The sequence below is a fragment of the Sphingomonas arvum genome, assembly GCF_026013565.1.
GTDB lineage: Bacteria > Pseudomonadota > Alphaproteobacteria > Sphingomonadales > Sphingomonadaceae > Sphingomicrobium > Sphingomicrobium arvum.
This window is the reverse complement of sequence record NZ_JAPDOB010000002.1, coordinates 43,314-60,906: the sequence shown is the minus strand read 5'-3', so window position 1 is coordinate 60,906 and position 17,593 is coordinate 43,314. Positions and strand designations below refer to the sequence as shown.

Genomic DNA, 17,593 nt, shown 5'->3' with positions numbered 1-17,593 from the left:
CGGCCGTGACTGGTTCAACCATTCGGCCCCGTGCGTTTGCCGCCTTGCTGCTCGGCAACGCCGCCCTGGCGTTCGGCCCCTGGACCGTGCGCCTGTCCCAGGTCGGACCGGCGGCAGCGGGTTTCTGGCGCCTGACGCTCGCGCTGCCGTTCCTGTGGTTGATCGCCGTCCTCCTGAAGCAGGCGCCGCACTGGCCCGGCCGTGCGATGGCGGCTGCCATTGCGGTCGCCGCCTTCTTCTTCGCCGCGGACCTCGCCGCCTGGAACGCGGGTATTCACCTGACGAAGCTCGGTAATGCCACGCTGTTCGGCAATGTCGCGAGCTTCGCGTTCGCCGCCTGGGGATTGTGGCTGGCACGCCGCTGGCCGACGTGGCTTCAGGGAACCGCGCTCGCCCTTGCGGCACTCGGGACCGCTTTGTTGATGGCCGGCAGCGCCGAACTCAGCGCTGCGCACCTCCACGGTGACCTGCTCTCGCTCGGCGCCGGCCTGCTCTATACCGGCTACCTGATCGGGGTGGAGCGGGTCCGCGGCACGCTTCAGCCGATGCCGGTGCTGATCCTCGCCACCCTGTTCGGCTCGGCCTACCTGCTGCCCTTCGCCCTCGTAACGGGCGAACAGATTGTGCCGCATGACTGGACCGGCGTCCTGCTGCTGGCGCTGGGCAGCCAGGTCGTCGGCCAGGGCTTGCTGGTCTACGCTCTGGGCGAAGTGCCGCCGCTGGTGGTCGGTCTGGCCTTGCTGACTCAGCCGGCGATTTCGGCCCTTAATGGGTGGCTGGTCTATGACGAGCGTCTGACACTCCTGGATCTCGTCGGCGCGCTTTCGATCGCCGCGGCCCTGGTACTCGTCCGCTTGCGCTCGCCCGCCGAAACGACCACTTGAGCCGCATGGAAGAGGTCACCCCGCTTGAGCGCATCCGCCGTCAGCTGGCGCTCGCCGTGGCGGAGAATGCGGCGTTCGACGGCTGGACGCCGGCGGCCGTCGAACTCGCGGCCGAGCAGGCGGGCGTGCCGCTCGAACAGGCGCGGCTCGCCATGCCCAAGAACGCGGTCGGCCTGATCGATCTGTACGGCCAGGCGATCGACCGGGATCTCGCGGCGGCATTCCCGCCCGAGCGGGTTGCGACCATGAAGATCCGGGCTCGCATTCGCGACCTGCTGTGGGAACGGCTGCGCCTCCAGGCGCCGGCCAAGGAGTCGATCCGCCGCGCGCTCGCCATCCTCGCCATGCCGCAGAACCTGCCCGCCGCCGCAAAGCTGTCGTGGCGTACCGCTGACCACGTCTGGCGGCTCGCCGGAGATACGGCGACGGACTACAACCATTATACCAAGCGTGCGACGCTCTCCGCGGTCTACGGCTCAACCCTGCTCGCGTGGCTCAGCGACGACAGCGAAGGCGAATCGGACGCCGCTGCCTTTCTCGACCGTCGCATCGACGAGGTCATGCGCTTCGAGCAGTTCAAGGCACGCTGGGGCCAAGGGTCGGAGCGTCGTCCCAGCCTTACCCGCTTTCTCGGTCGGCTGCGCTATCCACCGCGCTGAGCTTTGATCGAGATCATTGTTGGCTGTGATCGGCGAAGCCACTGGACGGCGGCTATCGTTATTGATAATCAGTTGCAGCAATGACTGCCGTTCCTTCCGCATCCACCTTCGCGCTCCCGCTCGACGAACTTCGTCTTGGCCGCCGGGCGCGTATTGAGATCGTTGACTGGACGGCGTTGGAGGCGAGCGAGGCGTGCCGCCTGCGGCACTTCGGCTTCGACGAAGGCGTGATGGTCGAGCCGCTGCACAGCGGCCCCGTCGGTCGTGACCCGCTGGCGGTGCGTGTGGGCCGCATGACGGTGGCGATTCGCCGGACGCATGCCCGTGCGGTCCGGGTCGTTCCCGCCGCCTGAGCGGACGCTAATCCCATGAACCCGGCGCCACTCGTCGCCGTTGTCGGCAACCCCAACGCCGGCAAGAGCGCGCTGTTCAACGCACTGACTGGGGCCCGCCAGAAGGTCGGCAACTATCCCGGTGTCACCGTGGAGCGGAAGACGGGTCGCACGGCGCTGGCCGACGGTCGCCCGGTCGAGCTGGTCGACCTGCCCGGTGCTTACGGCCTCGACCCGTCCAGCCCCGACGAGGCGGTCACCCGTGACGTCCTGACCGGCCGCTTCGCCGGCGAACGCAAGCCCGACGGCCTGCTGATCGTTCTGGACGCCTCCAACCTCGACAACCACCTGCGGTTCGCCTTGCAGCTGTTAGGGCTGGGTCTGCCCACGGTTGTCGCCCTCAATATGATCGACATGGCCCGCCGCGACGGGCTGGACGTCAGCGCCGACCTGCTCTCCATCGAGCTCGGCGTGCCGGTTTTCGAAACAGTGGCCGTCCGCCGTAAAGGCATGGACGAGCTTCGCGCGGGCCTGCAGCAACAACTGCTCCACGCCAAGCCGGTGGCTCGCCCGGAACCCGACAATCTCGCGCGCGAAGCGCGCCGAATCGCCGCCGCCTCGATCGTCCGCGAGACGCCCGTTCGCCGCTGGTCGCACCGGCTTGACCGTTTCCTGCTGCACCCGCTCGCGGGTCCGCTGATCCTCGCCGCCATCATGTTCGTCATGTTCCAAGCGGTGTTCGCCTGGTCCGAAGCACCAATTGGCTGGATCGAGAGCGGCATGGCGGCGCTAGCCGACATGATCACCGGCGCGCTGCCGCAAGGCGCGCTCCGCTCCCTTTTGGTCGATGGCGTGATCGGCGGCGTCGGCTCGGTCGTCGTCTTCCTGCCGCAGATCCTTATCCTGTTCCTGTTCATCCTGCTCCTCGAAGGCACCGGCTACATGGTCCGGGCCGCCTTCCTGATGGACCGGCTGATGAGCCGCGCCGGCCTGTCCGGCCGCGCCTTCATCCCGCTGCTGTCGAGCTTCGCCTGCGCCGTGCCCGGCATCATGGCGACCCGGACCATCGACAATGAAAAGGACCGGCTGACCACCATCTTGGTCGCGCCGTTGATGACCTGCTCGGCACGCCTGCCGGTCTACACCCTGATCATCGCGGCCTTCATCCCGCACCGCGACATCCTGCCCGGCGTCAACCTGCAGGGCGCCGTCATGTTCGGCCTCTATCTCGCTGGCATCGTCGGCGCGCTCGGCGCCGCGCTGCTGCTGCGCAAGACGGTGGCGCGAGGCGCCTCCAGCTTCTTCATGATGGAGCTGCCCAAGTACCAGCTGCCCGCCTTCAAGGACGTGGCGCTCGGCCTGTGGCAGCGTGCGATCATCTTTCTCAAGCGCGCCGGCGGGATCATCATGCTGACCACCGTCGCTCTGTGGGCGCTGGCCAGCTTTCCTCAGGCCGGCCCGGGCCAGAAACAGAGCGAGGTGTCGATTGCCGGCAAGATCGCGAGCGGCATCGAGGTGGTCGTCAAGCCGATCGGCTTCAACCACGACATCGCGCTCGCCCTGCTGCCCTCCATGGCCGCCCGCGAAGTGGCGGTCAGCGCCATCGCCACCGTCTATGCCATTGACCAGTCCGACGAGGCGCAGGCGGAGCAGACCCTGGCTCAGCGCCTGGGCGGCAGCTGGCCGCTCCCCACCGCCTTGGCCTTCCTCGCCTGGTTCGTGTTCGCGCCGCAGTGCATCTCGACCATCGCGGTCACCCGGCGGGAGACCAATGGGTGGAAATGGCCATTGTTCATGGTCGGCTATCTGTTTGCCCTTGCCTACATCGCGGCTGGCCTGACCTACTGGACGGCGGTGGCGCTCGGCTTATAGCTGCCCGGCGAACGAGGAGATTTCATTCATGGCGGGCAGCGTCAACAAGGTCATCCTGATCGGCAATCTCGGGGCGGATCCCGAAAGCCGGAGCTTCCAGAACGGCGGCGAGGTGGTGAACCTGCGCATCGCCACCAGCGAGAGCTACAAGGACCGCGACGGCAATCGCCAGGAGAAGACCCAGTGGCACTCCGTTGCCATCTTTTCCGAAGGGCTCGGCAAGGTCGCCAAGAGCTACCTCCGCAAGGGCAGCAAGGTCTATCTCGAAGGCCAGCTGGAAACCCGCAAGTGGCAGGACCAGAACGGCCAAGACCGCTATTCGACCGAGGTCGTCCTTCGCAACTTCAACAGCACGCTGGTCATGCTGGACGGCCGTGAAGGCGGTGGCGGTGGCGGTGGCGGCGGCGGCTTCGGCGGCGGCAGCCGCGGTGGCGGGTCCGATTTTGATGACGGCGGCTTTGGCTCGGGCGGTTACAGCGGCGGCAACAAGCGCGGCGGCGGCTCCGGTTCGCGCCCGCAGCCCGCGGCGTTCGACAACGACCTGGACGACGACGTCCCGTTCTAAGCGCTGGAAGGGGTCAGCCCTTTTTCAGCGCCGCCAGCGCTGCGAACGGACCGGCCTGCTCCTCGCTGAGCACTCCGGCCTCCCGCAGCGCCGTTTCCGCCTCGGGCGAGCGAGGGTAGGGGTCGAGGCTTAGCGCCAGCGTGTCGGCGAGCGCACCGCCCAGGTCGATGCTTGAGCCGTCGTGAAACACGACGTCGCAATCGGCCTCGCTTAGCTCGATTTCTTCGTCGGGCGTTCCGGTCGGTTCGGGCATGAACAGGATGTCGAAGGGCTCGTCGACGCTGGCCGGCACCGACTCGCCGGTCGCCACACAGCTTTGCTCCAACGCCGCCTTGATCCGGCCGCGTGCGTGCACCCGCTCGCCGTCCCGCTCCAGCGCGACATGGGCCTCCAGCCGCTCCAGCGCCGCCAGTCCCAGCCGCTCGGCGATCATGTGCCGCTCGCCCTCGTTTGCCGACAGGTCCAGCCGCATGCCGTCGCGTACGGTGCCAAGCGGCAGTGCATCGGAGAAGCGGCTCACGGCAGCGTCCCCGCGATCAGCGCTTCGTCCGACGTCCCCTCCAGCCCAGCCCAGTAGCCGCGCAGCTGGCGCTCGACATGATCCAGCGCATCCACGTTCTTCGCCTCGCCCCGATAAACGCTGCGCACCGTCACCGCGGTCCAGCTTTCCGTTCCATCCACTGCCCGCCGCCAGGCGCCAATTCGGCCGCCCAACGCTCCCACGAGGCCGCCGACCTTCTTGCCCATGACCGGGTCGCCGGTGCCAAGCTGTCGGTGCTGCGCGTCCATGTCGCCGACGAACGCCTCGGCCAGGCTGACGCTCGCAAAGCGCGCAGCCTCGCCGCCACGCTCCAGCCGCACGTCCGTCAGTGCCAGCAGTGTCGCCAGCACCGAAAAGCGTCCCTCAAGCGTGTCCGGCACCTCGCCCGCGACATACCATAGCGGGTCGCGCGCCCGCGCCACCACCGCCCGGTACAGCTTGTCCGCCATCGGCTCCTCGCGCCGGAACAGCCGCATCAGCGACGCCATCGGTTTATCCTCCATTCAGCAGCGGCGAGGCAGGGAGCCCGCCACACACTTGCGCCTGCCGCACGCCTAGGGATATTGACCCCCGGCCCGGTCCGCGCAAGGCCGATCCGCCGCTCGCGGCCACTGAACGCTTGAAGGTTGCCATGACCCGTACCATCCTCGTCGCCGCCGCTGCCGCCGCCCTGCTCGCGGGCTGCGCGGGAAGCCGCGAGCGCAAGGGCTACATCCTTGATCAGGAGCTGGCCTCGGCCATCCAGGTCGGCGTGGACAACAAGGACTCGGTCTCGCGTACGCTCGGCCGGCCGACCTTCACCGGCCAGTTCAACGAGAACGAATGGTATTATGTCGCGCGCAACACCGCGACGCTCGCCTTTCGCCTGCCGCGGGTGACCGACCAGACCGTGCTGCGAATCCGGTTCGATCAGGCGGGCAACGTTGCGGGCATCGACCGCACCGGCAAGGAACTGGTCGCCAGCATCGACCCCTACGGCCGGCAGACCCCCACGCTCGGGCGGCGCAAGAGCTTCTTCGAGGACGTGTTCGGCGGGATCGGCATCGCCGGAGCCGGTGTGCCCGGCGCTGGGAACGCACCGGCGCAATAAGCCTGCCCGGGGGTGAAAAGCCCCGGCAACTGGCATAACACGGTGGCATGACCGCAACGCCTGCCGGCATGACCTATGCCGATTACCTGCACCTGCCCGAGCTGCTGTCGGTGCAGCACCCCCTGTCGTCGCTGCACGACGAGATGCTGTTCATCGTCATTCACCAGACCAAGGAGCTGTGGCTCAAGCAGATGCTCCATGAGGTCGGGCTGGCGATCGGGCTGATCGGCGGGGATCGCTTCGCCGAAGCCTACAAGGCGCTGGCCCGGGTCAGCCGAATTCAGTCGGTCATGACCCTGTCCTGGGACGTGCTCGCGACGCTCACCCCGGTCGACTACAGCCGCTTTCGGGACGTGCTGGGCAGCTCGTCGGGCTTCCAGTCGGCCCAGTTCCGCGAGCTGGAGTTCCGCCTTGGCGTCCGCCACCCGTCGTTCCTGGAGCATTATCCGCAAGGGAGTGAGGAGCACCAGCGGTTGGTGAGCGCCTTCGAGGCGCCCAGCTTGTGGGACGTCGCCGACGCCGCCCGCCAGCGCGCCGGCGCGCCTGACTGGCTGAGTGTCTACCGGGATGCCGACCGCTGGTTCGAACTGTACCAATTGGCCGAGAAGCTGGTCGACATGGACGACGCCCTGGCCGGTTGGCGGCACAAGCACGTGCTGACGGTGGAGCGAATCATTGGCGGCAAGACCGGGACGGGCGGCTCGGCCGGCGTCGCCTATCTCCAGTCCACGCTCACCAAGCGCGCCTTCCCTGAATTATGGGAACTGCGGACTCAGCTGTGAGCTTCAAGCACCTCTTCTCCCGGACGCTTTCCGCCGCGCCCGACCGGTTGCACCTGGCCGCGCACAGCCACCACCTGTGGCCCGACGCCAGCCGGGACGGCCAGCTAGCCTGTTGGGAGGATGCGGCGCGCCTGGCGGACGCCAAGTGGGACCGGATCATGGGCGAGGTCTGGCCTGCGGCCCAGGCGGAGGTCGCGGCGGAGCTCGGCTCCGGCCGGCCCGACGCCGTCGTGTTCGCCGCCAACACCCACGACTTCCTGGTCCGCCTTGCCGCCGCTTGCCCGCGGCGTTCCGGCCAGCCGCTGCGGGTGCTTACCACTGACGGCGAGTTCCACAGCGCCCGCCGCCAGTTCGCCCGCTGGAGCGAGAGCGGCGACATCGTCCAGACAGTGGTCGCCGCCGAACCGTTCGACACGCTGGCAGAGCGCTTCCTTGCCGCAGCCCGCACGCGCGAGCATGACCTTATCCTGGTCAGCCAAGTCCTGTTCGGCAGCGGCCGCCTGTTCGGTGACCTCGCACCCTTGGCCGAACTGGCCGACCCCGCAGGCCCTTGGGTCGTGGTCGACGGCTACCATAGCTTCATGGCAGTCGATTCGCCGCTGCCTGCGGCCGTAGCGGATAAGCTGTTCTTCCTTGGCGGCGGCTACAAATACGCCATGTCGGGGGAGGGCATGGGCGTGATGCATTGCCCGCCCGGTTTCGGTCCGCGCCCGCCGGTCACCGGGTGGTATGCCGAGTTCGCCGACTTGACCCTGCCGCCGGGAATGGTTGGCTATGCGCCCGACGCCATGCGCTTCATGGGCGCGACCTTCGACCCTAGCGCGCTCTATCGCTTCCTTGCCGTACGCCGGGCGCTGACCGACAACGGCCTCACCACGGCGAGCATCTCCGCGCAGGTAGCAGGCCTCCATTCGCTGCTGCTCGTGGCCGCTCGTGGCACCCCTCTCGCCGGCGCGAAGCTGCTGAACCCCCTGACTGAGGGGCCGCACGCTCGCTTCCTCGCCTTTCGCTCACCCGACGCCGCCCGCTGGCAGCAGGCGCTCGCCGCCCAGAACTGCGTCACGGATGTGCGCGGCGACGTGCTGCGGATCGGGCTCGGCCTCTATCACAATCCGGCCGATATCGACCGCTTCGCCGTCCTCGCGCGCCAGCTCTAGCCTAGCGCACGGCCAGTCCGTCGCGGATCAGCCGGCTCGCGGCCGCCGCGACCTTGTCGGCGTCTTCCTTGCCCCACACGCCAAAGCGCAGGCCCAGGAACACGTTCGCGCCCATCAGTGCCCAGGCCCGCACTTCGCTGTCCAGCTTGTCGAGTTCGCCCGCCACTCCACCTTGCTCGGCGCCGGCGCGCAGCCGCGCTGCGATGCGCTCGGCCGTGCTCTCGTAATGCTGGCGGAACCCTTCTGGGTCGACGAACTCGGCTTCGTCGATGATCCGGTAGACTTGCTTGTTGCGCCGCACGAACTGCAGAAACGCCGCCAGGGCCCGCCGCTCGGCGTCCAGCGCGTCCGCCGCCCCGGCGAAGCTCGGCGCCACATTGTCGCGCACCTGTTCCGACATATCGCGGACCAGCGCCCGGAACAGCGCCTCCTTGCTGTCGAAGTAGGTGTAGAAGGTGCCCAGCGCGACCTTGGCCCGGGCCGTGATCCCGACAATGGAACTGTCGGCAAACCCGCGTTCACCGAACTCGTGCAGCGCCGCGTCCAGGATCTTGCGCAGCGTTCGTTGTCCACGCGGGGTACGTGGCGCCTTGCCGTCGCTGGCGAAGCGCCCGGCCTCCACGCCCGCTTCGGCCAGCTCGAGCTCGGCGGCGCCGGCCACCTTCGTGTCTTCCATCGTGGCCTCCCCCTTGGCCCTGACTCAACCTGCCGAACGAAGCAAGTTGAAACCCGGTTCAACTTTCAGTAACGGTCGGGTCTGATTGGCGCAAGTCGCGTGAAGGCGGGCGCCCAACAGGGGGAGTCCTTGCTCATGTCGCTCAACCGTTTCGCTCGCCATCTGCTGGGCACCGTCGCCCTGGTTACCCTGCTGCCGGCCGCCGCGCTCGCCCAGGACACGACCACGGGTCAGCCCACCCCACCAGCCCAGCCTGACCCGGCCTCCGCCGAAACTCCGGCGGGCCAGAACAACGCCACCACCCAGGACCAGGCAGCCACTGCCAGCGACTCGGAGATCGTGGTCACCGCGCGGCGCCGTGAGGAATCGCTGCAGGACGTGCCGATCGCCGTCACGGCTTACTCGGGCGAGCAACTCGACCGGCAAGGTGCGCTCGACATCACCGACGTCGCGGACACCACCCCCAACGTCACGCTGGAAACCTCCCGCGGCACCAACAGCACGTTGACTGCCTTTATCCGCGGCGTCGGCCAGCAGGACCCGGTTGCCGGCTTTGAAGGCGGCGTCGGCATCTACCTCGACGACGTCTACCTCAACCGTCCGCAAGGCGCGCTGCTCGACATCTACGACGTGGAGCGGATCGAGGTGCTGCGCGGGCCGCAGGGCACGCTCTACGGCCGCAACACCATTGGCGGCGCGGTGAAGTATGTCACTCGCCGGCTCGCCACCACCACGGAAGGCCGGGTGCGCGCCAACGTCGGCACCTACAAGCAGGCCGATCTCGTGATCAGCGCCTCGACCCCGCTGACCGACACGCTTCGCATCGGCGGTGCGGTGGCGCGGCTGTCGCGCGACGGCTTCGGCAAGAACCTGACTACCGGCAAGGAGAACTACGACAAGGATATCCTCGCCACCCGCGGTACGATCGAGTTCGAGCCAGCAGACCGCGCCTTCTTCCGCCTGTCGGGCGACTATACCTGGGACCGCAGCAACACGCGCGGCGGCCACCGGCTGATCGCTGACCTGTTCCCGCCGGTGCAGTTCCCGGTACTGGATGACGAGTTCGACAGCCGCGGCGGCCTCGTCCTGCCGCGCCAGAAGATCACTGGCGGCGGCCTCAGCCTGCAGGGTCAGGGAGAGATCGCCGAAGGGCTGACCCTTCGTTCAATCACTGCTTTCCGCAAGGACAAGAGCACCACGCCGATCGACTTCGACGCGCTACCCGCGGCCGACGTGGACGTGCCCGCCATCTACCGGAACAAGCAGTTCAGCCAGGAAGTGCAGTTGCTGATTGACCGCGGCCCGCTGAACGGCTTGGTCGGCGCTTATTACCTCAAGGCCAACGCCAACAACGTGTTTGACGTGGTGCTGGACACCACCGGCAGGATCACACCAGGTCTGTGCCTGCCCGGCCAGGGCATTCCGCTGGCGGCCTGCGCAGCCGGCACCGGCTTTGTCGCGGGTCCGTTTCCCGGCTTCGCCGCCTCGACGTTCGGTGACGTGGACACGAAAACTTGGGCGATCTTCGGCGATTTCACATATCGCTTCACTGACCAGCTTTCGCTCTCGCTTGGTGGCCGGTATACCCGTGACAAGCGCGATGCGCAGGTCGTCCGTCGCAATATCTTCCGCGGACCGCTGCCGGAGCTTGGCGGTCTGCCACTCAACGGTCTCTATGATCCGGTCACCAATCCGACTGGCCGTCAGCTAGGACCGCTCTCCTCGAACTTCACCGGTGAGAAGACCTTTAAGCAGTTCACTCCGCGCGCCTCGCTCGCCTTCGAGCCGGACGAGAACAACACGCTGTACGTAAGCTGGGCTAAGGGCTTCAAGGGCGGCGGCTTCGACCCGCGGGGCGTGTCCACCGTGGCGCCGGATCTCAACGGCAACGGAGTCCGGGAAGCGGATGAGATCTTCGACTATTTCCTGTTCGACCCAGAGCAGGTGACCAGCTACGAGGCCGGCTACAAGGCTAGCCTGTTCGACCGCCGCCTGCGCCTGGCCGCCGCCGTGTTCCACGCCAACTACAAGGACGTGCAGGTGCCCGGCTCGGCCGGCGCCGAGATCAACGGAGTGCCCACATTCGTCGGGATCACGACTAACGCCGGCAAGGCCCGCTTCAACGGGGTTGAGGTGGAAGCAAATGCGGTCCTCGCCCGCGGCTTTGCCGGCACCGGCTCGCGCGTCAGCCTAGGCGGTACGATCGGCTACATCGATGCCAAGTACCAGCAGTTTGAGACCAACGTTGCCGGCTTCACCGCAAACGGCACGCCGTCACCAGCGACGCGGGCTCGTCCCGTCGACGTTGCGGCCTACCGCAAGATCCAGAATACGCCCAAGTGGAGCAACTCGGCGTCGCTGGACTTCGCGGTGCCAGCCGGCGACGGCCTGCTTTCGGCCAACACAACCCTGTCCTACAAGAGCAAGACCTATCAATTCGAGACGCCCAGCCCCTTCCTCGACCAGAAGAGCTATTCGCTGCTGGATGCCAACCTCATCTACAGCATCGGCCGGTTCACCGTCGGGCTGCACGGCAAGAACCTGCTCGATAAGCGCTACATCACGTCGGGCTACCAGTTCCTGAACGTCAACCCGGTGACCGGTCAGCCGGTCCTCTCGGTGACACCGACCAGCCCGGTGTTCGGCGTGCCGGGCACGTCCTCGTCGCTCGGCCTTGAGGGCGTGGTCACCGCCTTTTACGGCGCGCCGCGGCAGGTGTACCTGTCGCTCGACATGAAGTTCTGATGATAACGGACCGGGGCGCTTGGCATTGCCGGCGCCCCGTGCCACCCCTGTTCTGATGCAGCAGCCGACCGCGAGCGCCACCGCGCCGACCCGCAGCCCGGGCCTTGTTCTGGCCTTCCTCCTCGCGGCTTACATTCTGAACTTCCTCGACCGGCAGATCCTCGGCATCTTGGCCGCTCCGATCCAGGCCGATCTCCAGCTCACCGACGACCAGTTCGGCACCATCGCGGGGGTCGCCTTCGCATTGCTCTACTCGGTGCTTGGCGTGCCGCTCGCCTACCTGGCCGACCGCACCAGCCGCAGCTGGGTCGTCACCGCCAGCCTTGCGATCTGGAGCGGGTTCACCGCCTTGTGCGGGGCGGCGACCGGCTTCTGGCAGCTGTTCCTGTGCCGACTCGGCGTCGGCATCGGCGAAGCGGGCGGCGTGGCTCCGTCCTACGCGCTGATCTCCGATTACTTCCCGCCCGAGCGGCGCGGCCGGGCGCTCGGCATCTATTCCCTCGGTGTTCCCGTGGGGCTCGGTGGCGGCACCATCATCGGCGCCATCCTCGCCAGCAAATTCAACTGGCAGACCGCCTTCTTCATCATGGGCCTGCTTGGCCTGGTGCTTGCCCCGTTCCTCAAGTGGGTCGTGCGCGACCTGCCGCGCCCGGCGGCAGCGCCGAACGCCGCTCGCCCGAGTATCGGCGCGGTGTTCCGCATCCTCGCGCCCAAGCCGACCTTCTGGCTGCTGGCTCTTGCCGCTTCCATGAGTTCGCTGTGCGGTTACGGCCTGGCACTGTGGACCCCGTCCATTCTGATCCGCTCGTTCGATATGACGCTGATCCAATCGGGCCAGTTCATGAGCTCGCTGCTGCTTATCGGCGGTACTGCCGGCGTGCTGGCTGGCGGTATCCTGGCCGACCGCCTCGGCCACCTCGATAAACGTTGGTACGCGCTCCTTCCCGCCATCGCTTGGGCGATCACCGCGCCCTTCTTCCTGTTTGGTTTCCTCACCCCGAGCCCCTGGCTCGCGTGGCCGCTGCTGCTCATCCCCAATGCGCTCAACATCTTGTGGCTGGGCCCGATCACCACCGCCGTGCAGCATCTGGTCGCCCAGCCGATGCGTGCGACTGCAGCCGGTTTCTTCCTCCTCATCAACAACCTGATCGGCCTTGGCGTCGGGCCCAAACTGATCGGCTATATCTCTACCAGCCTAAAGCAGAGCTACGGTCCCGAGTCGCTGCGCTATGCGGCGATGGGCGTGATCGGCTTCTACCTCATAGCCGCCGTGCTCGGCTGGCTGGCCAGCCGCCGCCTCGCCGCCGATTGGGTCGAGGACGCCGCGGCCTAGCTTGCACTTTCCGGTAGTAATCTGCCGTTCACGCTAGCGCGACCGTCTGCCGTGCCCGTCCGGTGAGCGCCGGAACGAGCAATGCGACGAGCCGTTGGAACTCTCATGAAGAGGAGATTTCCGATGCGCGTTTTCCTGCTTGGCGCTGGCGCGGTGGCGCTGGCGCTGGCCAGTCCCGGACTGGCAAAGCCCGGTGGCGGCCATGGTGGCGGCGGTGGTGGCGGTCCCCCCGGTGGTCACGGAGGAGGCGGCCACGGGGGCGGAGGCCAGGGCGGTGGCAAACATGGCGGCGGCGGTGACAATCGAGGCGGCGGTGGCAAACATGGCGGCGGCGGTGGTCAGCAGCAGCGCGGGGGCGGTGGCCAGCACGCGCAAGGCGGCGGCAAGCATCAGTTCCGCCAGCAGGCTCAACGCCAGCGCGGGCCCGAGCGCCGCCAGGCCAAGGCCGAGCACCGCCAGGCCGCTCACGGCCACGGCAAGGCCGAGCACCGGCAGGCCAGGGTCGAGCGTCGTCAACCGCAACGTGAGGCGCAGGCCCGGCGCTTCGAACAGCGCGGCGGCAACCAGGCCGGCCGCATCGTCCAGCAGGAGGTCCGCGTTCGCAACGACTATCCAGTCAGCTACGCCGGCAATGACCGCCGCTACAGCTACGATGGCTGCCCGCCCGGCCTCGCGGCCAAGGGCAACGGGTGCCTTCCGCCCGGTCAGGCGAAGAAGCTGGTCGGCCAGCGCGCGCCGCAGGTCCTGCTGAGCAGCCTACTACCGGTGGCTTACCGCAGCTGGTATCCGGACACGTCCGATTACTACTATCGGACCCGAGACGACTACATCTACCGGATCGATCGCCGGTCGGACGACGTCCTCGGCTACGCGCCGCTCTACGCCTACGGTCCCGACTACGTCCCCGATTATTACTATGCTGGGGAGCAGTACCCGCTGGATTACGTCAGCTATTACAACGTGCCGACACAGTACCAGCGCTACTACCAGGATGAGGGCGACTGGCTGTACCGCTATGGGGACGGTGGCATCTACCGGGTTAACCAGTCGAACGGCACCGTGGACTCGATCGTCCAGCTGCTCGCCGGCGACCTCGCCATGGGGCAGCCGCTGCCGGCCGGTTACGATGTCTACAACGTGCCCTACCAGTATCGCGACCGTTACTACGACACGGCCGACAACTGGTACCGGTACAACGACGGCTACATCTACGGGGTCGATCCCAAGACCCAGCTGATCACCGCCGTCATCCAGGCGCTGGTCTGAGCCGAAAGGGAGAGCGGGCGGCGCCACCGGCGACCGCCCGCCGCAACAGGGAGAATGAAATGATCGCACGTGTGACGCTGCTCGGGGCGGCGGCGCTGGCGCTCGGCGCCTGCAACAAGGGCGCCGACGGCAACGCCGCCACTGCCAATCAGGCCGGAACCAACGCTGCCGCACCTTCCGCGGCCAAGGGCACGCTCGCCGACCTGATCGCCCGCCCTGACGCCGCCCGCTTCGCGGCTGCCGTCCGCTCCGTCGGCATGGAGCCGGTGCTGAAAGGTCCGGGTCCTTACACCCTGCTGCTGCCGACCGACGCGGCGATGAACGCCGCCGGCGACCTCGGCACCGACAAGCAGAAGCTAACCCGCTTGCTCAGCAACCATGTCCTGCCGGGCACCATCACGGCCGCCGACATCGGCAAGGCGATCGACGGGCACGGCGGCAAGGCCCAGCTCGCAACCATGGCCGGCACCACCCTGACCGCCACCCGCCAGGGCAATGCCATTCGCCTCTCCGGCCCGAACGGCGCGGCAACGGTGACCGGCGCCGAGGAGGTGGTGGGCAACGGCATCGTCCACCGGATCGACGCGGTGCTGAAGCCGGCAGGTTAGAATGGGTCCGATCCGGCACGATCTTGCGACCTTCGCGGCCGGTTCGAGCCGAAGCGGAGGCATTGGTAACGTTCAGCCGGTTCCGACCATCTAGCCTCACCTCCTCACCCAAGGGAGCGAGGGACATGGCGGAACAACTGATCGACATGGCGCAATTGGACGAGATCCGCGCCGTGCTGGGGGAGGAGCGGACGGCGGGGCTGGTTGCTCTCTATCTGGCGGAGCTTGCCTCCGACCGGGCGGACCTGCGGGCGGCGCTCGGCCGCTGCGACCTCGCCGGCGCGGCCGCCGCAGCCCACAGCATCGCCGGGGCCTCGCTCAACATCGGCGGCCGAGCGGTCGCGAGCGCCGCTCGCATGCTGCAGATGGTGCTCGATCCCCGTGCCCATCAGGGCGCCACCGCATTACACCATGCCCTGCGCCAGCTCGACGCGGCAGCAGCCGAAACGGCCTCTGCGCTGGCGCCCGCCTGCCAATGCGAGCCCCTGGCGGCCGCATGACGAACGCCGCGCGAAGGCACTGGCAAGCCCGCATCCGCTCGCTATAACCGCTGGGGACAAGACGGGCGGCGGCGACATTGCGAGCTGCCGGCAAAGGGGCGGAAGAACACACGATGAAGGCGACGATCGAACGGGCAACCCTCCTCAAGAGCCTGGGCCACGTCCAGTCGGTGGTGGAGCGCCGCAACACCATCCCGATCTTGTCGAACGTCCTGCTCGACGCTCGCGAGGATGGCTCGCTGCGGCTCATGGCTACCGACCTCGACCTGCAGGTGGACGAGACAATCGCGGCCAATGTCGCCCAGCCCGGCGCGACCACGGTTTCGGCCCACACCTTCTTCGACATCGTCCGCAAGCTTCAGGAAGGCAGCCAGGTCGAACTGACGGCCGCCGAGGGCAAGATGCAGGTCATCGCCGGACGTTCGCGGTTCAACCTGTCGACCCTGCCGCGCGATGACTTTCCGGTGATCGCCGAGGGCGAGCTGCCGACCCGCTTCGAGCTGCCCGCGGCGACGCTGCGCCAGATCATCGACAAGACCCGCTTCGCCATCTCGTCCGAAGAGACCCGCTATTATCTGATGGGCATCTTCCTCCACGTCGCCGATGACCAGCTCAAGGCCGCCGCCACCGACGGCCACCGCCTGGCCCGTGTGACGGTCGCCAAGCCCGACGGCGCCGACGGCATGCCGGACGTGATCGTGCCGCGTAAGTGCGTTGCGGAACTCCGCAAGTTGCTCGACGAGGTCGAAGGCACGGTCGAAGTGTCACTGTCACCGACCAAGGTCCGCTTCGTCCTCGGCCACGCCGTGCTGACGAGCAAGCTGATCGACGGCACCTTCCCCGATTACAACCGGGTCATCCCGACCGCCAACGACAAGCTGCTGAAGCTCGATCCCAAGAGCTTCGCGCAAGGGGTGGACCGCGTCGCTACCATCGCTAGCGAAAAGACGCGCGCGGTGAAGATGAGCGTCGACCGCGACCGCGTCACCCTGTCCGTCACCTCGCCCGAAAACGGCCTGGCAACCGAGGAAGTCCCGGCCGACTATAGCGCCGACGGGCTCGAGATCGGCTTCAACGCCCGCTACCTGCTCGACATCCTGGGCGAGATCGACGGGGACACGGTGGAGGTGCACTTGGCAGACGCCGCCGCCCCGACACTGCTGCGCGAGAACGACAAGGCGAACGCACTCTACGTGCTGATGCCGATGCGCGTGTGAGCCGCCGAGCGTAACGGAAGCGGAGTGCAACGGGCGCACGTTACGCCAGAGACCGCGAACACCGGCAGGCCTGCCTCCCAGCGGACATGACCGACGGCCCGAATTGACTTCGCGCCGATTCTCAGCGGACTAGCGGAGTGCTCACCCGCCTGACCCTTACCGACTTCCGCAACTACGCCGAACTGACGCTCGCGCCCGGCCTGGGCTTCGTCTGCCTCCACGGCGAGAATGGCGCGGGCAAGACCAACATCCTCGAAGCTGTCTCCCTGCTCGCGCCTGGCCGGGGCCTGCGTGCGTCGCCCCTGTCCGACATGGCGCGCAGCAACGGGCCTGGCGCCTTCGCCATCAATGGCCGCCTGGCCGACGCGGACCTCGGCACCGGGACCCAGCCCACCGCCCCGGACCGCCGCCAGGTCCGGGTCAACGGCGCCCCGGCTGCCGTCAACAGCCTTGCCGAGTGGCTGTCCGTCCTGTGGCTCACCCCCGCCATGGACCGCCTGTTCACCGGTGCCGCCAGCGACCGTCGGCGGTTCCTCGATCGGCTGGTGCTGGCTCTGGAGCCAGGCCACGCCCACCACGCCGCTCGCTACGAAGCCGCCATGCGCGCGCGCAACAAGCTGCTGGCCGAGCCCGACGGCGCGGATCCGCAATGGCTCGCCGCGCTCGAGGCCGGGATGGCCGAGCACGGAAGCGCGCTCGCCGAGGCCCGCGCTCGCACCGTGGCCGCCCTGGACCAGCGCCTCGCCGCGCTTCCGGACGACAACTTCGCCAGTCCGGCCATCGCGCTCGATGGCTGGAGCGGCGGCGACCTTGCTGCCGCCCTCCGTGCCAACCGCGGCCGCGATGCCGTCGCAGGCCGCGCAACCCAGGGTCCGCATCGCCAGGACCTCGCCGTCACCCATCGTGCCAAGGGCCAGCCCGCGGCGCGAGGCTCCACCGGCGAGCAGAAGGCGCTGCTGCTCGGCCTGGTCCTCGCCCATGCCGAGCTGGTTGCCGAACGCCGCGGCGCACCACCCATCCTCCTCCTCGATGAGGTCGCCGCCCACCTCGACCCGCGCCGCCGCGCCGCCCTGTTTGCCCGCCTCGAGGGACGTGGCCAGGTGTGGATGACCGCCACTGAAGCGGCCCTGTTCGACGGTATCGGCGGAAGCATGTTCCACGTGGATCACGGCACCGCCCAGCCGGAGTGATTGGACAAACCGGAACCAATCACCTATATGGCTCCCCAGCGAGACGCCTCATAAGCGGCGTGATCGGCCCAACCGGCCGGCCCGCGTCTCGGTTTTCTCTTGAAGTTCTCCACATCACGCGGGGTTCTTTGTTCACCCGTCTGCCGGGCGTGCAAAGTCATGCCCGGTCGCGTCAT

The 17,593-nt window shown here is 67.8% G+C and carries 18 protein-coding genes; 15 read left to right on the top strand and 3 right to left on the bottom strand.

The window, feature by feature from the left end; all coding sequences use genetic code 11:
• Nucleotides 1-5 precede the first annotated feature (5 nt).
• From OMW55_RS07735 to ssb, 5 genes are all read left to right on the top strand, one after another.
• A complete protein-coding gene (locus OMW55_RS07735; protein WP_264882157.1) occupies nucleotides 6-884 on the top strand; it encodes a DMT family transporter in 879 nt (292 codons plus the stop codon).
• A 5-nt stretch (nucleotides 885-889) separates the two neighbouring features.
• Nucleotides 890-1,543 carry a COQ9 family protein gene (locus tag OMW55_RS07730; RefSeq protein WP_264882156.1) on the top strand — a complete coding sequence of 218 codons (654 nt, stop codon included), beginning with the start codon at nucleotides 890-892 and terminating at the stop codon, nucleotides 1,541-1,543.
• 80 nt (nucleotides 1,544-1,623) lie between these two features.
• Nucleotides 1,624-1,896 carry a FeoA family protein gene (locus tag OMW55_RS07725; RefSeq protein WP_264882155.1) on the top strand — a complete coding sequence of 91 codons (273 nt, stop codon included), beginning with the start codon at nucleotides 1,624-1,626 and terminating at the stop codon, nucleotides 1,894-1,896.
• A 15-nt stretch (nucleotides 1,897-1,911) separates the two neighbouring features.
• Nucleotides 1,912-3,747: a ferrous iron transporter B gene (feoB, locus tag OMW55_RS07720; protein WP_264882153.1), complete on the top strand. Its 1,836-nt coding sequence runs from the start codon at nucleotides 1,912-1,914 to the stop codon at nucleotides 3,745-3,747.
• Nucleotides 3,748-3,775: 28 nt separating this feature from the next.
• Entirely contained in the window at nucleotides 3,776-4,312 is a 537-nt protein-coding gene (ssb, locus tag OMW55_RS07715) for a single-stranded DNA-binding protein (RefSeq protein WP_264882152.1), read from the top strand.
• A 13-nt stretch (nucleotides 4,313-4,325) separates the two neighbouring features.
• Here the strand turns inward: ssb and OMW55_RS07710 are convergent, their stop codons facing one another.
• Both OMW55_RS07710 and OMW55_RS07705 read right to left on the bottom strand, forming a co-directional pair.
• The gene (locus OMW55_RS07710; RefSeq protein WP_264882151.1) at nucleotides 4,326-4,832 is read right to left on the bottom strand and encodes a YceD family protein; all 507 of its coding nucleotides are present in this window, start codon (nucleotides 4,830-4,832) and stop codon (nucleotides 4,326-4,328) included.
• On the bottom strand, nucleotides 4,829-5,341 hold the full coding sequence (locus tag OMW55_RS07705; protein WP_264882150.1) for a ubiquinol-cytochrome C chaperone family protein: 513 nt from the start codon (nucleotides 5,339-5,341) through the stop codon (nucleotides 4,829-4,831). Before OMW55_RS07705 ends, OMW55_RS07710 begins: the two co-directional genes overlap by 4 nt.
• A gap of 143 nt (nucleotides 5,342-5,484) precedes the next feature.
• On the opposite strand from OMW55_RS07705, the gene OMW55_RS07700 reads away from it, so the two are divergent.
• Genes OMW55_RS07700 through OMW55_RS07690 form a run of 3 tightly spaced genes read left to right on the top strand, consistent with a single transcriptional unit; the run spans nucleotide 5,485 to nucleotide 7,882 of the window.
• Nucleotides 5,485-5,943 (top strand): outer membrane protein assembly factor BamE, encoded by a 459-nt coding sequence (locus OMW55_RS07700; protein WP_264882148.1) that lies wholly within the window; start codon nucleotides 5,485-5,487, stop codon nucleotides 5,941-5,943.
• Between the two features lie 47 nt (nucleotides 5,944-5,990).
• The gene (locus OMW55_RS07695; RefSeq protein WP_264882146.1) at nucleotides 5,991-6,725 is read left to right on the top strand and encodes a tryptophan 2,3-dioxygenase; all 735 of its coding nucleotides are present in this window, start codon (nucleotides 5,991-5,993) and stop codon (nucleotides 6,723-6,725) included.
• On the top strand, nucleotides 6,722-7,882 hold the full coding sequence (locus tag OMW55_RS07690; protein WP_264882145.1) for an aminotransferase class V-fold PLP-dependent enzyme: 1,161 nt from the start codon (nucleotides 6,722-6,724) through the stop codon (nucleotides 7,880-7,882). The genes OMW55_RS07695 and OMW55_RS07690 overlap by 4 nt, the downstream gene beginning before the upstream one ends.
• A 1-nt stretch (nucleotide 7,883) precedes the next feature.
• Here OMW55_RS07690 and OMW55_RS07685 read toward each other — a convergent pair whose 3' ends face one another.
• Nucleotides 7,884-8,558: a TetR/AcrR family transcriptional regulator gene (locus OMW55_RS07685; RefSeq protein WP_264882144.1), complete on the bottom strand. Its 675-nt coding sequence runs from the start codon at nucleotides 8,556-8,558 to the stop codon at nucleotides 7,884-7,886.
• 135 nt (nucleotides 8,559-8,693) lie between these two features.
• On the opposite strand from OMW55_RS07685, the gene OMW55_RS07680 reads away from it, so the two are divergent.
• From OMW55_RS07680 to recF, 7 genes are all read left to right on the top strand, one after another.
• A complete protein-coding gene (locus OMW55_RS07680; protein ID WP_264882143.1) occupies nucleotides 8,694-11,303 on the top strand; it encodes a TonB-dependent receptor in 2,610 nt (869 codons plus the stop codon).
• Nucleotides 11,304-11,358: 55 nt separating this feature from the next.
• Nucleotides 11,359-12,636 (top strand): spinster family MFS transporter, encoded by a 1,278-nt coding sequence (locus tag OMW55_RS07675; RefSeq protein WP_264882142.1) that lies wholly within the window; start codon nucleotides 11,359-11,361, stop codon nucleotides 12,634-12,636.
• 123 nt (nucleotides 12,637-12,759) lie between these two features.
• The gene (locus tag OMW55_RS07670) at nucleotides 12,760-13,902 is read left to right on the top strand and encodes a hypothetical protein (RefSeq protein ID WP_264882141.1); all 1,143 of its coding nucleotides are present in this window, start codon (nucleotides 12,760-12,762) and stop codon (nucleotides 13,900-13,902) included.
• Between the two features lie 59 nt (nucleotides 13,903-13,961).
• Nucleotides 13,962-14,510 carry a fasciclin domain-containing protein gene (locus OMW55_RS07665; protein ID WP_264882139.1) on the top strand — a complete coding sequence of 183 codons (549 nt, stop codon included), beginning with the start codon at nucleotides 13,962-13,964 and terminating at the stop codon, nucleotides 14,508-14,510.
• Between the two features lie 125 nt (nucleotides 14,511-14,635).
• The gene (locus OMW55_RS07660) at nucleotides 14,636-15,010 is read left to right on the top strand and encodes an Hpt domain-containing protein (protein ID WP_264882137.1); all 375 of its coding nucleotides are present in this window, start codon (nucleotides 14,636-14,638) and stop codon (nucleotides 15,008-15,010) included.
• Between the two features lie 113 nt (nucleotides 15,011-15,123).
• Complete coding sequence (gene dnaN / locus OMW55_RS07655) at nucleotides 15,124-16,227, top strand: DNA polymerase III subunit beta (RefSeq protein ID WP_264882135.1); 1,104 nt, start codon at nucleotides 15,124-15,126, stop codon at nucleotides 16,225-16,227.
• Between the two features lie 137 nt (nucleotides 16,228-16,364).
• On the top strand, nucleotides 16,365-17,417 hold the full coding sequence (recF, locus tag OMW55_RS07650) for a DNA replication/repair protein RecF (RefSeq protein WP_264882134.1): 1,053 nt from the start codon (nucleotides 16,365-16,367) through the stop codon (nucleotides 17,415-17,417).
• Nucleotides 17,418-17,593: the final 176 nt, after the last annotated feature.

What these genes read in the sequence shown, in the direction of transcription:
- OMW55_RS07730 (WP_264882156.1), top strand. Translation starts at nt 890, where the DNA reads ATGGAAGAGGTCACCCCGCTTGAGCGCATCCGCCGTCAGCTGGCGCTC.
- OMW55_RS07725 (WP_264882155.1), top strand. Translation starts at nt 1,624, where the DNA reads ATGACTGCCGTTCCTTCCGCATCCACCTTCGCGCTCCCGCTCGACGAA.
- feoB (WP_264882153.1), top strand. Translation starts at nt 1,912, where the DNA reads ATGAACCCGGCGCCACTCGTCGCCGTTGTCGGCAACCCCAACGCCGGC.
- ssb (WP_264882152.1), top strand. Translation starts at nt 3,776, where the DNA reads ATGGCGGGCAGCGTCAACAAGGTCATCCTGATCGGCAATCTCGGGGCG.
- OMW55_RS07705 (WP_264882150.1), bottom strand. Translation starts at nt 5,341, where the DNA reads ATGGCGTCGCTGATGCGGCTGTTCCGGCGCGAGGAGCCGATGGCGGAC.
- OMW55_RS07700 (WP_264882148.1), top strand. Translation starts at nt 5,485, where the DNA reads ATGACCCGTACCATCCTCGTCGCCGCCGCTGCCGCCGCCCTGCTCGCG.
- OMW55_RS07695 (WP_264882146.1), top strand. Translation starts at nt 5,991, where the DNA reads ATGACCGCAACGCCTGCCGGCATGACCTATGCCGATTACCTGCACCTG.
- OMW55_RS07685 (WP_264882144.1), bottom strand. Translation starts at nt 8,558, where the DNA reads ATGGAAGACACGAAGGTGGCCGGCGCCGCCGAGCTCGAGCTGGCCGAA.
- OMW55_RS07680 (WP_264882143.1), top strand. Translation starts at nt 8,694, where the DNA reads ATGTCGCTCAACCGTTTCGCTCGCCATCTGCTGGGCACCGTCGCCCTG.
- OMW55_RS07675 (WP_264882142.1), top strand. Translation starts at nt 11,359, where the DNA reads ATGCAGCAGCCGACCGCGAGCGCCACCGCGCCGACCCGCAGCCCGGGC.
- OMW55_RS07670 (WP_264882141.1), top strand. Translation starts at nt 12,760, where the DNA reads ATGCGCGTTTTCCTGCTTGGCGCTGGCGCGGTGGCGCTGGCGCTGGCC.
- OMW55_RS07665 (WP_264882139.1), top strand. Translation starts at nt 13,962, where the DNA reads ATGATCGCACGTGTGACGCTGCTCGGGGCGGCGGCGCTGGCGCTCGGC.
- OMW55_RS07660 (WP_264882137.1), top strand. Translation starts at nt 14,636, where the DNA reads ATGGCGGAACAACTGATCGACATGGCGCAATTGGACGAGATCCGCGCC.
- dnaN (WP_264882135.1), top strand. Translation starts at nt 15,124, where the DNA reads ATGAAGGCGACGATCGAACGGGCAACCCTCCTCAAGAGCCTGGGCCAC.